The organism is Thalassobaculum sp. (assembly GCF_965223715.1).
Lineage (GTDB): Bacteria > Pseudomonadota > Alphaproteobacteria > Thalassobaculales > Thalassobaculaceae > Thalassobaculum.
This window is the reverse complement of the sequence record NZ_OZ245012.1, coordinates 1,720,429-1,737,880: the sequence shown is the minus strand read 5'-3', so window position 1 is coordinate 1,737,880 and position 17,452 is coordinate 1,720,429. Positions and strand designations below refer to the sequence as shown.

At 67.5% G+C, this 17,452-nt stretch carries 14 protein-coding genes; 10 read left to right on the top strand and 4 right to left on the bottom strand.

Annotation, left to right across the window (positions count from 1 at the left end):
• Positions 1-2: 2 nt before the first annotated feature.
• Positions 3-2,174: a hypothetical protein gene (locus ACOQOP_RS08100; RefSeq protein WP_420565814.1), complete on the bottom strand. Its 2,172-nt coding sequence runs from the start codon at positions 2,172-2,174 to the stop codon at positions 3-5.
• Positions 2,175-2,336: 162 nt separating this feature from the next.
• Between ACOQOP_RS08100 and ACOQOP_RS08095 the strand changes: the two genes are divergently transcribed.
• Genes ACOQOP_RS08095 through ACOQOP_RS08085 form a run of 3 tightly spaced genes read left to right on the top strand, consistent with a single transcriptional unit; the run spans position 2,337 to position 4,627 of the window.
• Positions 2,337-2,567, top strand: a complete 231-nt coding sequence (locus ACOQOP_RS08095) for a hypothetical protein (protein WP_420565813.1) — start codon at positions 2,337-2,339, stop codon at positions 2,565-2,567.
• Positions 2,568-2,627: 60 nt separating this feature from the next.
• A complete protein-coding gene (locus ACOQOP_RS08090) occupies positions 2,628-3,878 on the top strand; it encodes a YcaO-like family protein (RefSeq protein ID WP_420565812.1) in 1,251 nt (416 codons plus the stop codon).
• Complete coding sequence (locus ACOQOP_RS08085; protein ID WP_420565811.1) at positions 3,875-4,627, top strand: TfuA-like protein; 753 nt, start codon at positions 3,875-3,877, stop codon at positions 4,625-4,627. Before ACOQOP_RS08090 ends, ACOQOP_RS08085 begins: the two co-directional genes overlap by 4 nt.
• Positions 4,628-4,633: 6 nt before the next feature.
• Here ACOQOP_RS08085 and ACOQOP_RS08080 read toward each other — a convergent pair whose 3' ends face one another.
• The 3 genes from ACOQOP_RS08080 to ACOQOP_RS08070 form a co-directional block, all read right to left on the bottom strand.
• Positions 4,634-7,642 carry an ATP-binding protein gene (locus ACOQOP_RS08080; protein ID WP_420565810.1) on the bottom strand — a complete coding sequence of 1,003 codons (3,009 nt, stop codon included), beginning with the start codon at positions 7,640-7,642 and terminating at the stop codon, positions 4,634-4,636.
• Between the two features lie 182 nt (positions 7,643-7,824).
• A complete protein-coding gene (locus tag ACOQOP_RS08075; protein WP_420565809.1) occupies positions 7,825-8,928 on the bottom strand; it encodes a peptidoglycan-binding domain-containing protein in 1,104 nt (367 codons plus the stop codon).
• A gap of 28 nt (positions 8,929-8,956) precedes the next feature.
• A complete protein-coding gene (locus tag ACOQOP_RS08070; protein WP_420565808.1) occupies positions 8,957-10,381 on the bottom strand; it encodes a cell wall hydrolase in 1,425 nt (474 codons plus the stop codon).
• A gap of 532 nt (positions 10,382-10,913) precedes the next feature.
• Between ACOQOP_RS08070 and ACOQOP_RS08065 the strand changes: the two genes are divergently transcribed.
• From ACOQOP_RS08065 to ACOQOP_RS08035, 7 genes are all read left to right on the top strand, one after another.
• Positions 10,914-11,573, top strand: coding sequence for a hypothetical protein (locus tag ACOQOP_RS08065; protein ID WP_420565807.1), 660 nt, complete (start codon positions 10,914-10,916; stop codon positions 11,571-11,573).
• A gap of 10 nt (positions 11,574-11,583) precedes the next feature.
• Positions 11,584-13,266, top strand: coding sequence for a methyl-accepting chemotaxis protein (locus ACOQOP_RS08060; protein WP_420565806.1), 1,683 nt, complete (start codon positions 11,584-11,586; stop codon positions 13,264-13,266).
• A 169-nt stretch (positions 13,267-13,435) separates the two neighbouring features.
• Positions 13,436-13,909, top strand: a complete 474-nt coding sequence (locus ACOQOP_RS08055; RefSeq protein ID WP_420565805.1) for a carboxymuconolactone decarboxylase family protein — start codon at positions 13,436-13,438, stop codon at positions 13,907-13,909.
• Positions 13,899-14,765, top strand: a complete 867-nt coding sequence (locus ACOQOP_RS08050; RefSeq protein ID WP_420565804.1) for a sigma-70 family RNA polymerase sigma factor — start codon at positions 13,899-13,901, stop codon at positions 14,763-14,765. Before ACOQOP_RS08055 ends, ACOQOP_RS08050 begins: the two co-directional genes overlap by 11 nt.
• Positions 14,766-14,914: 149 nt before the next feature.
• The gene (locus tag ACOQOP_RS08045) at positions 14,915-15,205 is read left to right on the top strand and encodes a UxaA family hydrolase (protein ID WP_420565803.1); all 291 of its coding nucleotides are present in this window, start codon (positions 14,915-14,917) and stop codon (positions 15,203-15,205) included.
• A gap of 12 nt (positions 15,206-15,217) precedes the next feature.
• Positions 15,218-16,405, top strand: coding sequence for a UxaA family hydrolase (locus ACOQOP_RS08040; RefSeq protein WP_420565802.1), 1,188 nt, complete (start codon positions 15,218-15,220; stop codon positions 16,403-16,405).
• Positions 16,406-16,902: 497 nt separating this feature from the next.
• Positions 16,903-17,271 (top strand): DUF983 domain-containing protein, encoded by a 369-nt coding sequence (locus tag ACOQOP_RS08035; protein WP_420565801.1) that lies wholly within the window; start codon positions 16,903-16,905, stop codon positions 17,269-17,271.
• The last annotated feature ends 181 nt before the right edge of the window (positions 17,272-17,452 follow it).

The window sequence follows — 17,452 nt, the reverse complement described above, 5'->3', positions numbered from 1 at the left end:
GCCTACCAGGACGCCTCGATCGCCTCTGCGACGGCCGAGCTGCTCTGCGTCAGCGGGTTGATCGCGCCGGCCAGGGCGACGACCACGTCCCGGGTGACGCCGGTCTGCTTCAAGGCCGTGACCGCCGCCTCCACCCGCTTGGCGTTCGGCCGCATCGGCGACATGCGGGTCTTTCCGGTCGCCGGCGATTCCGCGAAGGTGGCGATCTGCAGCACCCCGGCGGCGAGCCGCGCGCCGAGCGGATAGGCCGGCTGGCGCAGCAGCAGGTCGGTATCCTCGATCCCGCGATGGCTCGCCAGGTACCCCAGCGCCATGGCCTCGCAGAACGGGGTGCGGGCGGTGATGCGCGAGGTGCTGCGGGCGAGCGGCGGGTCGGCGCGCACGGTCACCGTGACCGACGGCCCCTCGATCCAGCCGCGCTCGCGGGTCTTCACCGCCAGCTCGACCACATGGTCGCCGATCTTGGTGAAGACCGGATCGTCGCCACTGCTGTGGAGCTGGATCAGGTGCCGGTGGCGCTCGTCCGGGGCGAGGGTCACCATCTCCATGCCGTCGCACAGCTTCTGGGCGGCGCCGATCAACCGGCGGCGCGCCGCGCCGGGATCCAGCACCGCCACCTCGCTCAACCCGTCGGTCAGGGTGACCGAGGCCGGCACGGTGATCGGCCTGTCGGTGATGTTGCGCAGGGTCAGTTCCAGGAACACCGGCTCGCCCAGGTCGAAGCTACGCTTGATCGAGGGCGGCGCATCCTCGGCCGCCAGCTCGTTGGCCGGACGCACCGACACCCGGATGTCGAGCACCGGGTCGGTCTTGAAGGCGGGGGTGCGGCCGGGATCGGGCTGCAGGCCGATCTCGATCCCCTTGGGCGGCGCACTCCAGTTGCCCCAGCCCGGACAGACCTCCGGGTCCGGCCGGTGGCTCAGGTTGCGGCTGTCGACCGCATCGAATTCCAGCTTCGAGATGTCGGGGAACAGCGGGCCCGTGGCCGGATCGACGATCCGCAGCAGCTCCTGGATCTGGTTCATGATCCCGCAGTTCTGGGCCCGGTCCACCGGCGAGTGGCGCAGCCCCAGCGTGTGGCCCATCTCATGCGCCATGGTGCGCAGGGCGACCCGCGGCGACTTGCCGATGGGCAGGCCGCGCACGCTCTGGTCGATCCGGGTGTTCAGCGCGTCCACCGAGCTCGCCAGGTCGGCGTCGAGGAACACCGCGGCCCCCTGACGGTGGCGGTCGATGTTGTCGAACATCAGCCCGGCGATGTTGCCGAACTGGCCGCTGCCGTCGAGCCCGGACCAGTTCAGCGACGACACCAGGAACAGATGCTGGATCCACAACGGCCCGGCGGCGTAGCGGTTGACCTGCTCGGCCAGCATGGTGTCGAGCTCGCTGCGGATCAGGCTGTCGTCGGCGGGGATCCGGTCGGCCGGCCGGATCACCTCAAGGTCGATGCCGGCCTTGCGGTAGATCGCCACCAGCGCCCCGGCGTTGTAGGTCTCGTCCTCCGGCCAGGGGCGGCCCTCCATCTCGTGCACCACCAGCCGCATGCCGCGCGGATAGGCGGACGCCTTCACCGCCCAGAGCGCGTGGGGCCGGCCGTCGCAGAGGATCGCGCCGGCCAGGACCGGGGCCGGGCCGGGTGCCGCCGCGTGACGGTGATGGGTCGGCTGCAGCGCGAGGGTTATCAGGCAGTCGGAGAAATGCTCGAAATCGCCGATCTTGTTGCTGGCGGCGGTGCCGGTGACCGGCTGCCAGGGGAAGATCCGGGCCTGGACCGTCAGGACGTTGTCCGCCAGCCCGCCGCCCAGGGCGCGGAAATGGCAGGCATAGTCGCTGCGGTTGGGATGGCAGAACCAGTTGTCCCCGACCGCCAGCCGTTCGCCCGCATGGGGCAGGTCGGCGGCGGCCGCGCCGGCCGGCACCCGGTAGAGGTCGCCGGAGACGCAGAGCCGCCCGTCCTCGACGGAGATCCGCAGCGTCCCCTGATGCGCCGGCGTGCCGTCCCCGGCCAGGGTCAGCAGGTACCACGCCCCGCAGGCGACATCCGGCGACAGGACGGCCTGCGACCCAGACGCGGGATGCGCGGGCCAGGGGCAGGGGCAGGGGACGGCGGCTGCACTTGCGGCGGCCCCCGCGAAGACTTCGGCATGCGGCGCGACGATCGAAAAGACGTCCACGGACCCGGCCCCCCGGCGAGATGAATGAGACAAGCGCGGCAGCTTTTTCTTGCGCCTGTTTGGCGTCAGTGTGAATTCTCACACAGCTACTGGGTGAAGCCCATGGGCGGGTTGATGCTATTCTCCCGCCCGCGTTAGGCGCAATTTGCAAGGAGTGGGGCGATGGCTGACGACGTGTGGAATGTCGGGATTTTCTACCAGGCCGATAACGGCGACTGGTACGAGATCAAGAAGACCAGGCTGCTGGACCGGCTCGACAACAATCCGAATTTCGAGAAGGTCCTGAACAAGGCGGGCGCGCAGTTCCCGAACAAGGCCTTCGTGCTGCGCAGCGACGGCACCGCCGACCGCAGCGACAGCTTCAACTGCATGGACGGTGTCGACGGCGCGTGATCGCGTGCCGTCGGACCACCCGACGATCGCTCCTGTAGCGTCAGACGATTGGAGGGAGCGGTGAACGACGCTACCCCGGTGAATTTTGCCGAGATCGAAGGCACCACGCGTGCCTGTTCACCGCGCGAGACGATCGAGCGCGTGATGCCGTTGCTGCCTGTCTTCGGCATCACGCGTGTCGCCAACGTGACCGGTCTCGACACCATCGGCATTCCGGTGGTGATGGTCACCCGTCCGAACGCCCGTTCCGTCTCGGTGTCCCAGGGCAAGGGCGCGACCCTGGACGCCGCCAAGGCGTCCGGCCTGATGGAGGCGATCGAGATCCATCACGCCGAGCACATCCTGACGCCGCTGCTGCTGGGCTCGTACAACGAACTGCGGTTCCGCGAGACCGTTGCGGACGTCACCGCGATGGCCCTGTCGACCCGCAAGGACATGACGGCGACGGCCCGATTGCTCTGGGCCCAGGGCTACGACCTGACCTCTGGCGAGCCGGTCTGGGTGCCGTATGAGGCGGTCCATACTGACTTCCGCACGCCGTTTCCCGAGGGCAGCGGCTATTTTCTCTGCACGTCCAATGGGTTGGCCTCCGGCAACACCATCGAGGAGGCGATCTGCCACGGGTTGAGCGAGGTGATCGAGCGCGACTGCCTGGCGCTCTGGCGGCTGAAATCCAGGGAGGATCAGGACCGCTGCGAGATCGATCTGGCCACCGTGACCGACCCGCACTGCCGGGCGCTGCTCGACCGTTATGCCGCCGCCGAGGTGCCGGTGCGGGCCTGGAACCTCACGTCGGAGATCGGCGTGCCGGTCTTCAACGTCTGGATCCCCACGCCGCCGTCCGGGGTACCGATTTCCGTCACCGGCTTCGACGGGCATGGATGCCATCCCTTCGCCCATATTGCCCTGTCCCGCGCCCTGTCGGAGGCGGCCCAGGGCCGGCTCACCATGATCGCCGGCGTGCGCGACGATATCGACCCGACCTATTACGACGAGCGTCCCGAAGACGCGCCGGTCCCCAAGCCGGCGGTCGCGACCCGCTCGGCGCTCCCGCCGGTGGCCTATGGCGACGTCCCCAGCCTGCCGGGTCGCAGTTCCCGGGCGCTGATCGAGCGGATGGTCGAGCGGCTGTCGGCGATCGGGTTGGATCAGGTGATCGTGGTCGACCTGACCCGCCCCGAGTTCAACATCCCGGTGGCGCGGGTGATCGTTCCGGGTCTGGAAGGCAACCCCAACGCCCGCCTGTACCGGCCGGGCCGGCGCGCGCTGCGGGCCGCCGGGATCGATCCGCAGGGGGGAGAGCCGTCATGACCCTGATCGTCTTCGGCGGTCCCTCCCTGAAGGCCGGCGCGCGGGAGCGCTTCCCGGAGCTGACCCTCCGCGGTCCGGCCCGTCAGGGCGACGTGTACCTCGCCCTGCGCGAGTCGCCCCGGGCGATCGGCATCATCGACGGCTTCTTCGATGCCGTGCCCTCGGTCTGGCACAAGGAGGTTCTCTGGGCGATGGCTCAGGGTGTCCATATCCTCGGCGCGTCCAGCATCGGCGCCCTGCGTGCGGCCGAGCTCGACAGTTTCGGTGTCGAAGGCGTCGGCCGCGTCTACGAGGCGTTCCGCGACGGGGAGTTGGAGGATGACGATGAGGTGGCCGTCACCCACGGCCCGCTCGAACTCGGCCATCGGCCGCTGACCCTGGCCATGGTCAGCATCCGGGCCACCCTCGACGCCTTTCCCGCCGACCGGCTGGCGGAGTCCGGCAGCCTCGCGCTGGTTCGGGACTCGGCGAAGGCGTTGGGCTATCGCGACCGGACGGTGCCCCGGATATCGGCGCGCGCCCTGGACCTTGGAGGCCATGCATCCGATATCGCCGCGCTATCGGCCCATCTGGCGGAGCATCTCGTCGATGTGAAAGCCGAGGATGCGGAGACGCTGATGACGGTGATGCGGGACCGGGCAGCGGAATTCACGCAGCCGAAGACCGTACGCTACACGTTCAATGAAACATCGGCCTGGCGGGCTTTTGTCGCCTGGGCGGAGGGTCAAGCGTGGCCGAGGGTGGCCTGACGAGAGTCACCGCCGTTTCAGACGCGCCTGGGTGTCCAGCACCGCCTGCCGAAGGGGGGGCGACTCAAAAGCCTCGGCGGAAGATAAGGCAGAGGCGAAGGCTTGGCTGCCTTCGGTCTCATATCCCAGTCGGGTTCGCGCCTCTCCCAAGAGTCGGAACCGTTCCGAGTCGTAGTAGTAAGGATGATCCGACGTCAGCGCCTGTTCTGCCCTCCTCAGCTCGCGCTCGCTTTCCAACTCGGCTCCCTTTGCGAGCAGGCACTCACCGAGCAAGGTGATTCCGTACGAAAGGTGGAGGCCGCCGCCTGCGCCCTGATACGAGGTGATCGCGTCCTGTATCCGAGCGATCCCGGCTTCAAAATCGCCCATGTGACAGAGGGCCCAGCCGGATATGATGCCGCTTCGATCAATCCAGTAACGCATGCTCGAGATATTCTCGCTCGCGAACGCGATCGACTTTTCCGCATCGGCCTTCGCTGCTTCAGCGTTCCGTTCGGTCTGCCAAATCGATGCGGACATGCTGTAGGCGTATGCGATGTCGAATGGGTTGCCGACCGCGTTCGCCCACTCCTTTGCCTCGTCGATCTTGCGTAACGCAGCGTCTCTGTCGCCAAGAAACCACGTGTTCCAAGCGCTCAATGAAAGCGTCGCGATCCCTGGATTGCTTCGACCCGACCCCGTTTCATGGCTGCCTTTGATCTTTTCGTAGAGGTGCAGTGACTCATCGAAATGGTGCTGCGCACGCCGGAAGTTCCCCGACCATAGGCGATAGGCGCCGCTGGCATTCGAGGCGACGAGCTTCATCGACGGATCGTTTGAACGGTTGGCGATCGCGCTGAACTGCGGCGTCAGCACTGCGACCATAGGGAAGTTCCCCTGGATCATGTTGGCGTTCCACAACCCGCGCACCGCATCGAAGGTCGAGCGGATTTCGTCGCTGGTCACCGTGAGCGACAGCGCCTTCTCGAACAGTTCCTGGGCAACCTGGTCGCCCCAGCCGAAGAAGATGCTGCGGGTTGTGCCGAGCTGGTTATAGATCCGCACCAGCCATTCCCGGCGGCGCCCGCCTTCCTCCATGGCGTCGGCCTCGGCGGCGGCGAGTTCGAGCTGGTGGATCGATTCCGTCGCGGCGTACTGGCCTTTGAACTTCTCCGCCGCCACCAGACGGTAGCTCAGGCATTTCTCCACCTCGGCCGCCTCGGAGAAGTGCCAGGCGAGCACCTCCGGCAGGGCGGCGAAGCCGTCCTCCGCCGCATAGGTCTCCATCGCGTGGGCGATCCTGCCGTGCAGCGCCGAGCGGTCGGCCTTCAGCAGGCTGGAATAGCCGGCGTCGCGCAGCAGGGCGTGGCGGAAGCGGAACTCGTCGCCGACGGCCGCGCTGCCGCTCAGGATGCCCCGGGATTCCAGGTCGGAGATGACCGCGATCGCCTGGTCGATATCGACCCCGACCGTGCGCGCCACGAGCCGCAGGTCGAACACGTCGCCGCAGACCGCGCAGGCCTGGATGAACGCCTTGCCCGGGCCGAGCTCGTCGATGCGCTCGTTCAGCAGGTCCATGAGGGTGGCCGGCGCGTCGTCTGGATCGACCTCCTGGCCGTCGCCGTTGCCCTTGCGGGCGGCGACCCGGTCGAGCTGGTGGGTGACGTATTCCTCGATATACAGGGGGATGCCGCCGACCTTGGTCAGGATGGTTTGGGCGTCCAGATGGGCGAACGGCTTCTCCGAGATCAGCAGGTCGACCATCGCCCGGGCGTCTTCCTGGGTCAGGCCGGACAGTTGGATCTCGGTGACGTCGAGCTTGAGGCGGGCGGACAGGGTATCCCGGCTGGTCAGCACCACCAGGATCGGGTGCGCCTCCACGCCCCGGCACAGGGCCTCCAGCCATTCGGTGGAGGAGTCGTCGAGCCACTGGACGTCCTCGATGACGACGATGACCGGCGTGCGGGCGGCCAGCGCCTGCAGCCGCCGGACCAGCGCGGCGACCACGCGGGCGCGCTCCTCGCCGGGGCGCGAGCTGGCGATGGTGGACTGTCCGTCCTCCAGGATGCGCAGGATCGCCTGGGCGTCCTCGAACGCCTGCTCGCCGGCCGGGGAGGCCAGTTCCCGGGTCAGGGTCTCCAGCCGCGACCCGCCGGGCGGTGTGGCGCTGTCCAGGTGGCGGATCAGCTCGTCGCGCAGCGGCTGCCATGGGCTGTTGCGGTGGTGGGTGTTGCCCTGCATCAGGACCAGATGCGGCTGGTCCTCGGTCACCGAATGGACGAACTCGTAGATCACCCGCGACTTGCCGATGCCGGCCGGGCCGACCACGCCGACCGCCGCCCCCTGGCCGTCGCGCACGCCGTCCCACAGCCGGTGCAGGACCGTCAGCTCCTCGGTGCGGCCGACGAAGGCGCAGCGCTGCAGGGCGTCGCGGGCGAGGAACCGCAGCGGCAGCTCGCGATGGCCGCGCACCCGCCAGAACATCTCCGGATTGCGGAAGCCCTTGAGCCGGATCGGCGGGTTCGGGGCGCAGACGAAGAAGCCGCCGGCCTTGCGGTAGACCGCGTCGGAGATCGAGACCTCGCCCGGATCGACCTGCTCCTGAAGGCGCCGGGCTACGTGGGGGGCGCGGCCGATGACCTCGTAGAACACCGATCCGCTGCTGGTATGGGCCTCGCCCACCAGGACGGAGCCCGACGCGATGCCGGTGCGGCAGGCGAGAGTCGTGCCCATGGGCGTGCGGATCCTGGCCACCGCCTCGGCGACCGCCAGCCCGGCGCGCACGGCCTGCTCGCTGGCGTCCTCGCGGGCGGAAGGGAAGCCGAAATAGGCCAGCACGCCGTCGCCCTCAATGCGGGCGATGTAGCCGCCGAACTGCTGGATCAGCTGGGCGCACTTGCCCGAGAACGCGTCGAACACGTTCTGCGCATCCTCCGGGTCGAGCTCGTCCACCAGCCCTGTGGATCCCACCAGGTCGACGAACATGACCGTCAGATGGCGCCGTTCCTTGACCGGCCGCCGGACTTCCTCGGGCAACGCCTTTTCCCCCAAGTGTAAGGCGTATGAAACGATAAATATTCAGCTCATCGGTTTACAGCCGGCGACTTTAGCATTCTCGTCAGCGTCGTATACCGATGTGATCCTCCGCGCCGATAAGGTGTAGTTCGGCTCGGGCCTTAAGAACATCGATCTAGGATGGAATATAGGGTTTTGAGTTTCTACCGTTCGGACGGCGCCAACAGCCGTTCAACAAGATAAGGCGTCAGGATTCCGGTGGGGCGGCGGCCGACCGAGAGCTGGTATTCCTCGATCATCGACCGGGTCGCCGGGTCCAGGTGCCCGGTCAGGAACCGCCCCGTCATGCCGAGGGCGCGCTGGATGTCCTCGATGTCGTCCCGGGTGAGGCCCGAGGCTTCCAGATCGCTCTCCGCCCGCTCGGCGACCCGGCCGCCGACGGGCAGCGGGGCCGGACAGGGCGCGACCTGGGCTGCGGATGCCAGCCGCTCCACCCGGGATGCGGCGCTGCGCCGGCGCATCAGGGAGAACAGCAGATCGGCGGTCATCGTCACGGCGATGGCGGTGATCGCGAAGCCCAGGAGCTTGGTGGGATGAGCCAGGACCTCCATGAGCGCCGCCCATCCGGCGGCCCAGGTGCGGCCGTCCTCCGGCAGGCTCCAGCCGACGGGAAGGCCGTGGCCGCCGGTCAGCATCGCGGCATCGGTCGCGGCGGGCATGCCGACCCACACGAGACGCGCGATCTCCAGGGTGTCGATGTTGAAGGCGACCGCCACGAGGGCGGCAACGGCGAGGATCCAGCGCTGGCTGCGGCGCCGGTACCAGCCGGACGCGCGGTCCATGGCGTCGTCGTACCACTCCTCGATGCGCTGCCCGAAGGCCTGGCGGTCCATGCCGGCCTCCTGGGCGAACAGGCCGAGGGTGCGCTGCAGGTCGCTGTTCGGCGCGGCGGCGATCAGATCCGCGACCCGCGGCCGGTGGACGCCCGAGGTACGGGCGGCCGCGCTCAACTCGTCCAGCAGGGCACCGGCGAACAGGCGCGCGGACAACTGGGAGGGGGCGGTCCCGCCGGGCAGGCGCAGCTTGCGGACCGCCGGATGGTCCAGGATCCGTCCCGCCAGATTGTTGGTGACGCAGGGATCGTCATTCTCGCCGCACAGGTCGCGGACGGCCCGTTCCAGGGTCTTCTGCCGGAGCCGGAAGGCGGATGCGAAGACCTCGCGGATTGCGGAACAGATCAGGGCAGTCAGGACATAGACCAGCGCAAGGCTGACAACCACGTCGATCAGCGATCCGGAAACGGGCATGCCGGACTCCTGGCGGGTGCTTCAAGAGCTACGGGATATCGTTGAAGAAGACGTAGTTGCCGATCTGGGCGCAGGGCGCGTGTTGGCGGGAGTAGGAGGGGGAGACCCGGCGATGGTGGAAATGGTCGGCGCCGAGGGTCAGCCCGCCGACCCGGCCGGCCACCAGATCGCGGGCGATCGTCACGCAGTCCGCGATCTCGGGGTCGCAGAGTGAGATGGACAGGGTGCGGCCGCGGTTCGGATCGCCGGGGTTCCAGCAGCTGAACTGGTCGGGCTGGCGGCAGACGGCCTCGACGCTCAGCCCGAACCGCGGCGAGCGCTGGATCGCGCGGTTGTAGACCACTTCCGCGATGGCGACCCGGGTCTCGGGCGGTTCGCGCCGGGCCTCGCCATAGAGGGTGCGGGCGACCAGGTCGATGGCATCGTCGAGATCGTCGACGGGAGGGCGGTCGAGCGGCATGGCGATGACGTCCGTGTCAGTTACCAGATCGAGTTCCCGGGTCCTGGTGAAGGCATCCAGAACGGTGGTGATGGGCGTGAACACGCTGAGCTCTCCCCGCCCGTCGTCGGCACGGCCGTCGCTGCCCCAGCTATGCAGGCCGACGGCGCGGCCGCGGTCGTTGACAAGACTGGCGCCGCTGTCGCCCGGCTGGGTCACGGCCCGGCAGAAGGCCTGATCGCGGAACCCGACGCGCCGTCGCCCGATGCCCGGGATCTCCGTCTCGAAGCACAGGGTGGCCCGTTCGCAGACGACGGTCGTGCGCTGGCGTCCGCTGACCGCCCCCGACAGATCGAGCCGCATGCCGGAGCGGATATCGCCGCTGATCCCGTTCGGCAGGGATCCGCTCAGCCGGGCGACGGTCTCCGGACGGACGATTTCGGCCAGGGCGGCGTCGACTTGATTCGGAAACCCCGCCTCGCTGGGGACGGGGGTGGTCCAGGCGACAAGCCGTGCCGCGGGCCGGCCCCCCGGGGTGCCGTCGGCGATCATCACCCGGTCGCCGATCCGCGGGGAGGGGCCGCCGGCCAAGACATGGCCGGAGCCCAGCAGGTAGATCCGCCCGTCGAAGCGGTGGCGCAGAAGATAGCCGTAGGACCCCCAGCCGGCACCCAGGCGGTCGGCCCGAATGGCGTTGCGGTTGCCGCCCAGGGGCGCCGTCAGGGCGGCTGCGTTCTGGGGACGCGGGGGTCGGATCTCCTCGACATCGATGAGAACCGCTCGGCCGGACGGGGCATGGATGAGGGAGGCGGGGATCGGATCGGCGAGGCCGCGGCGGGGACGTTTTCGGCTCACAAAGACCTTGAGACAGCGCTCCCCGGTGCGGCGGCCATCGGCCTGCCGCAGTCCGATCCCGAAACCCAGGATGGTCTCGCCGCGCGCCCAGCCCTCAGCGGTGCCACCCTCTGCAGTCAGGTGGTCGAAGACGGCGGCGATTGGGTCTGCGTCATCCATTCGTCAGAGGTCGGTTCCGCGGTCGTTTCCAGTTCAGGGGTGCCGGGCCGCCGCCGTCGGGAGTATGCGGCGGCGACCCGGCGAGGCGCTATGTGTCGGTCTTGGTCTGCCCCCAAAGATGACGAGCGCCGAGAGTTCAGCCTGCTCCTGCAGGCCACCTCATGCGACCACAGCGCTCACGGCGTCGCTGTGTTGATTCTCACGCTGGACCGGAAAAATGCGCCCGGCAGGCACGGTGACGGGGGAATGCTGACCCTGGATCGATGCGTCCTCACTCGCCCGCGGCCGCGTTTAGAACCATTCCAACAGCAATGAATCGCGTTCTCGAAACGGGCGGACAGTCCTGCGATCGTTTGGCGCTCTTTCTGTCGTCGCGTGTCCGGGTACGTTCAAGAAGGCCCGCCGCGCTAACCTTTAATTATTTTTCAATCCGCCGAATTTCGCGGAAAAGACGGTGGGCTTTTTAACCAATATTTATCTCTTTGCCGTTTTAATCCCCCCAAAGCTCAATGCGTACTATCTGGAGGGAATTATGAAAATGTGGCTTGTCGATGAAGTCCGGTCCTTACGGACATGCCTCGCCACCCTGGCCGCGTCGGTTTTTGCGCTCTGCCTGCTGGCCGGACCGGTCAAGGCGGAGCCCAAAGCTCTGACGCTGTCCATGGATGAACTGGTCACCGACGACCTCATCGCCGACATCCGCGAATGGGTGAACGTCCCGGTGGTCACCGAGGCGCTCCGCAGTCGCAACCAGGGCGCCGGCCAGCTCGAGCAGAGCGAGATCGATGCGCTCGACGCCAAGTGGCGCGAGGAGACCAAGACGCAGGATCAGCCGCTGATCACCTCCGTGCTGGCGAACCCGCTGTCCTCCTATCTCTACCGTGTCCAGGCCCGCTCGGTCGGTCTCTTCACGGAACTCTTCGTGATGGACCGCAACGGACTGAATGTCGGCCAGAGCTCCGTCACCTCCGATTACTGGCAGGGCGACGAGGCGAAGTTCCAGAAGACCGTCGGCGTCGGTCCGGGCACCGTCTTCGTGGATGAGCCTGAGTTCAATGAGGACACCGCCACCTGGCGCGCCCAGATCAACCTGACGATCGACAATGCCCAGGGTCAGTCGATCGGCGCGATCACGGTCGAGGTCAACCTGACCGAACTCGAGCGCCGGAAGCTGGCCGGCGTCGGCGCCTGAGGAGGCATCCATGTCGTTTCTCAACAACATGAAGTTCGGACGGAAATTCGCCGCGGCCTTTGGCGTTCTGGTCGCCATCATGATCGCGTCCGGGGTCCTGACCTTCTATCAGCTTAATCGGGCGTCCGACGCGGCGAACGAGGTCGAGCGGGTCAACACCCTGCTGACCACTCTCAATACGATGCAGAGCATGGCCGTCGACCAGTCCGGCTCCATCAAGGAGCTGCTGCTGACCGGCAACCGAGACGCGATCGATCGCTATCGCCGGCAGGGCGAGGCTTTCGACCGGGAAGCCGAGATGCTTCTGGCCGCCCTGTCGCAAAGTGCGGAGTCCCGGAAGATCGCGGAGGAGTATGTCGCGATCAATCACGCCTGGCGGGAGATCGCCGAACGGCAGATCGCCCTGATGCGTCAGCCCTTCACCGTCGACGAGGCCCGTCAGCTTGAGGCGAACGGTGCCGGCCAGGAGTATGTGGCGGCCCTGACGAGCAAGTTCGATGTGCTGAGCGAGATGGGGACCCGCGTTACCCAGGAAGCCAAGCAGCGTCAGGACACGGTATTCCAGACCGTTGAGCTGTTCTCGGCTGGTTCTGCGGTCCTGGGTGTCATCATTGCGGTGCTGGCCTACCTGACCCTGACCCGTGGCATCGCCACGCCGATCCAGGCCATGACCGCCGTCATGGGCGAGATGGCGACCGGCAACCACAACGTCACCGTCCCGGGTGCGGGCCGCGGCGACGAGGTCGGCCAGATGTCCGAGGCCGTGGAGGTGTTCCGCCGCAACATGGTGGAGAACGAGCGCCTGCAGGCCGAGGCGGCCGCCAAGCAGAAGGCCGAACTCGACCGGGCCCAGGCCCTGCGGGACATCACTCAGAGGTTCGAGACCGAGGCTCAGGCGATGACCTCCGCGGTGGCGGAAGCGGCGACCGAACTCGAAAGCACTGCCCAGTCGCTGAACAGCATCGCCGAACAGTCGACCCATCGGGCGACCGTGGTGGCGAGCGCGTCGGAGGAGACCTCCGCCAACGTGCAGACCGTCGCCACGGCAAGCACGGAGCTGTCGGCCTCGATCAGCGAGATCTCCCATCAGGTGGCCAACGCCAACACCCTGGCGAGCGCTGCCCGCAGCGACGCCCAGTCCACCGAGACCGAGGTCCGGGCGCTGGACGAGGCGGTGCAGCGGATCGGCACGGTGGTCACCCTGATCCAGGAGATCGCCGAGCAGACCAATCTGCTGGCCCTGAACGCGACGATCGAGTCCGCCCGGGCGGGCGATGCCGGCAAGGGCTTCGCGGTTGTAGCGTCGGAGGTGAAGAACCTGGCCGGCCAGACCGGCAAGGCGACCGAGGAGATCGCCTCGCAGATCCAGGCCGTGCAGGACCGCACCCGCACCGCGGTGAACGCCATCGCCAAGATCGTCACCCGGGTGAACGAGGTGCAGGAAGTCGCCGCGGCCGTGGCGGCGGCCGTCGAAGAACAGGACTCCGCGACCAAGGAGATCTCGCGGAACGTCGAGGAGGTCGCCGCCGCGGCGAACGAGGTGAACACCAACATCTCGGGCGTGCGGGAAGCGGCGAGCGAGACCGGCGCGTCCTCCGGCGAGGTGCTCACCACCGCCCGCAGCCTGAGCGAGCAGGCCGAGGGCCTGAAGAACCGGGTCCAGGCCTTCCTGAGGGACGTCCGCGCCGCCTGACCCCGGCCGATAGTGCAGATGAGCGGGCGGTCCAGAACGGGCCGCCCGTTTCGTTTGGAGCGATGATTTTTTGAATTTTCCGTCCGGCCCATGTCACATCGGGGATCGCTCCCTCGTCATGTCCGTGTCGACCTATTCGACGCCGTTATCCGACATGATGGAGTTCCCCATGACCCCCCGTCTCGCCAATCCCTATCCGCTTGCCAAGGACGGCTTCGCCGCGATGGTCGCCCTGGAGAAGGCGATCTCGACCAGCCCGATCGAGAAGTCGCTGGTCCACCTGATCAAGCTGCGCGCCTCCCAGATCAACGGCTGCGCCTACTGCATCCACATGCACACGACCGAAGCCCGGCGCGAGGGCGAGAGCGAGATGCGGCTCTACATGACCAGCGCCTGGCGGGAGTCCTCGCTGTACTCGCCGCGCGAGCGCGCCGCCCTGGCCTGGACCGAGGCGCTGACCCGGCTTCCGGACACCGGCGCGCCGGACGCCGACTGGGAACTGGTCTGCGACCAGTTCGACGAGACCGAGCGGGCCTGGTTGTCGCTGGCCGTCGGGGCGATCAATGTGTGGAACCGCGTGGCAGTCGGCTTCCGCTACGGTCACCCGGTGGAGGAGCGGACCGGAGCCGAGAATGCGGCCTGAGCACCAGACCGACGAGTTCGAGACGCAGCGGCCGGCGCTGCTGCGTCTCGCCTACCGTATGCTCGGCTCCCTGGCGGAGGCCGAGGACATGGTGCAGGAAGGGTGGCTGCGCTGGTGCCAGGCGGACTGCGACGCCATCGACAACCCGTCCGGCTGGCTGCGTCGGGTGGTGACCCGCCTGTGCTTGGACCAGATCAAGTCGGCGCGCAGGCGGCGCGAGACCTATGTGGGCACCTGGCTGCCGGAGCCGGTGGTGGATGCGCCGGACCCGGAGCTGCTGGCCGACAACCTGACCTATTCCCTGATGCTGGCGCTGGAGCGCCTGTCGCCGCTGGAGCGGGCGGCCTTTCTGCTGCATGACGTCTTCGACACCCCGCTGGAGGAAATCGCGGCGACCCTGGATCGGGAACCGGCCTCCGTGCGGCAGCTCGCGGTGCGGGCGCGGCGGCATGTGCGTGGCGAGCGGCCGCGCTATCCGGTCGATCCGGAGGAGGGCAGGCGCATCGCCCAGGCCTTCTTCGAGGCCGCCCGCCAGGGCGACGCGGCCGCACTGACATCCCTCCTGGCGGCCGACGTGTCCGTGCGCTCCGACGGCGGCGGCAAGGTCATCGCCTTCCCCAACACCATCACCGGCGCCGCAAAGGCCGTGCGACTGTTCTGCGGCCTGGCGCAGAAATATGCAGGCCGGATCGAGCTTCTCGATCTGGTAACGGTCGACGGCCAGCCGACGGTGATCGCCAGGGCCGGCGACACGGTGCAGGCGACGGTCCTGGACCTCAGCGACGGCCGCATCGCCGCGATCTACGTGATGCGCAATCCGGACAAGCTCGGACGGATCGGCCACCGCCCGTCCTGACCGTCGCGTTCCGATGCGCCGGCCCGGGTGGCATGGCGTCCTCTCCTGCTAGACGATAGTCTGCCTGTGACCGGGCAACTTCAGGGCGTGGCAAGACCGCGTCCGGCAATGAGATCCGGAGCCTAACAGGTCTGAGAGAGAGGAAACCCATGAGCAAGGAACCGCACCTCCTGGTTCACGACCGCAAGGACAATGTCGGCGTGGTCGTGGTGGAGAACCTGGCGGCCGGCACCGACATGCTGTGTCGGATCACCGAAGACAACTCGACGTTCCACCTGAAGGTGCTCGACGACGTACCGATCGGCCACAAGGTGGCCCTGGTCGACCTCTCCGAAGGCGATACCGCGATCAAGTATGGCGAGGATATCGGCCGCATGGTCGGCCCGGCGCCCAAGGGCAAGCACGTCCACGTGCACAACCTGAAAACCAAGCGCTGGTAGGAGGAACGACCCATGGCAACCGCGATCGACTATGCCAATCAGAGCGTGACCGCCTGGCGCCGCGAGAACGGCCGGGTGGCGGTGCGCAACCACGTCGTCATCCTGCCGGTGGACGATATCTCCAACGCCGCCTGCGAAGCCGTCGCCAACAACGTGAAGGGCACGATGGCGATCCCGCATTCCTACGGCCGGCTGCAGTTCGGCGAGGACCTGGACCTGCATTTCCGCACCATCATCGGCACCGGCGCCAACCCGAACGTCGCCGCCGTCGTGGTGATCGGCATCGAGCCGGAATGGACCAAGGTGATCGTCGACGGCATCGCCAAGACCGGCAAGCCGGTGGAGGGCTTCTCCATCGAGCAGAAGGGCGATTTCGAGACCATCCGCCAGGCGAGCTGGAAGGCCAAGGAGTTCGTCCACTGGGCGACCGAGCAGCAGAAGGAGGAGTGCGGGCTGACCGAGCTCTGGGTCTCCACCAAATGCGGCGAGAGCGACACCACCACGGGCCTGTCGAGCTGCCCGACCGTGGGCAACATGTACGACAAGCTGCTGCCGCACGGGCTCTACGGCTGTTTCGGCGAGACCTCGGAGATCACCGGCGGCGAGCATATCTGCGCCGACCGGGCGGCCAACAACGAGGCGCGGGACAAGTTCCTGCGTACCTTCCAGGCCTACCAGGACGAAGTGATCGAGCCGCACAAGACCTCCGACCTGTCCGACAGCCAGCCGACCAAGGGCAACATCCTGGGCGGGCTGACGACCATCGAGGAGAAGGCGCTCGGCAACCTGGAGAAGATCGGCCGCACCTCGAAATACATCGACGTGCTGGAGCCGGCCGAGGCGCCGGCCAAGGGCAACGGGCTCTATTTCATGGACACGTCCTCGGCGGCGGCCGAATGCGTGACCCTTATGGCGGCGGCCGGCTACGTGATCCACACCTTCCCCACGGGCCAGGGCAACGTGATCGGCAACCCGATCGTCCCGGTCATCAAGATCACCGGCAACCCGCGCACGGTCCGGACCATGGCCGAGCATATCGACGTGGACGTCTCCGGCGTGCTGAAGGGCTCCCAGACCATCGACGAGGCGGGCGACAGCCTGATCGAGATGATCGTGCGCACCGCCAACGGCCGGCACGCGGCAGCCGAGGCGCTGGGTCACGTGGAGTTCGTGCTGACCAAGCTGTACCGCAGCGCCTGACACGCAAAAGTGGCCCCGGACCCGACGCGGGTCGGTTCCGGGGCCGTATTGCCGGGACCGGGGGGGTAGATCCCGACGTCGGAGCCCGGTAACGAAGCGGGCCCCGCTCGTGGGGTGCCGTGGCTCAGCGCCTCCGATGACGATCGGAGCGCCCGTCAGGGGCCATCGGCACCGACTTGTGACTTAGGAGAGGAGCAGTACGACCAGGGCGACCGTCATCAATGACAACCCGACCAGGCCGAGCGTCGCGGGCACCAGGGCTTCCGTGCGGCGGCTTGTTGGGGCGGACATCGGGCGCTTCCTCTGTGTCGATCGTAAGGGGGTCGAACTTTTCGATCCGTTTCAAAGACTGAACGGGGGCCCAGCGTATTTCCGTCGGCTATCGATAAAATTTTATCGATGTAAGGGGCAGCCGCCCAGGACCGGCGTCAGTCGGCCGCATTGCGCGGGCGCGGGCTTTGCAGTTCCTTGGCGCCATCCGGAACGCGGAGGACGCGATGAGTGAACGGCCAATCGGACTTGGCGTGCGCAGGGGACTGCGCCTGAAATGCCCGCAATGCGGCGAGGGACGCCTGTTCCGCAAGTTCCTGAAGGTGTCGGACCAGTGCGACGCCTGCGGCGCCGACAACACGGTCTATCCCTGCGACGACGCGCCGCCCTACCTGGCGCTGTTCCTGGTCGGCCACCTGCTGATGCCGTTCATCGTCATGATGTCCCGGGACATGGACCCGCCGATCTGGCTTATGGCGTCCATCTGGCTGCCGCTGACCCTGATCTGCTGCGTCGTGGCGCTGCCGTACATGAAGGGACTGGTCGTCGGCTTCGCCTGGGCCACCGGCGTGAAGCACCCGGACGCGGAGACCTGAGCGGCCCAGTTCGGCGCTCCTCTAAGACCTTGAGGATTCTTCCACTCCCCGGCCTTGTGCCGGGGCGAGCCCATCCGTCGACGCGAAGCGGGTGAGAGTCGGTTCAGGCCCAACCGCTTGCCCCGGAATAAATCCGGGGAGAGCGGGAGGTTCGGAGAGGGGATAACAATTCCTCAGTCTC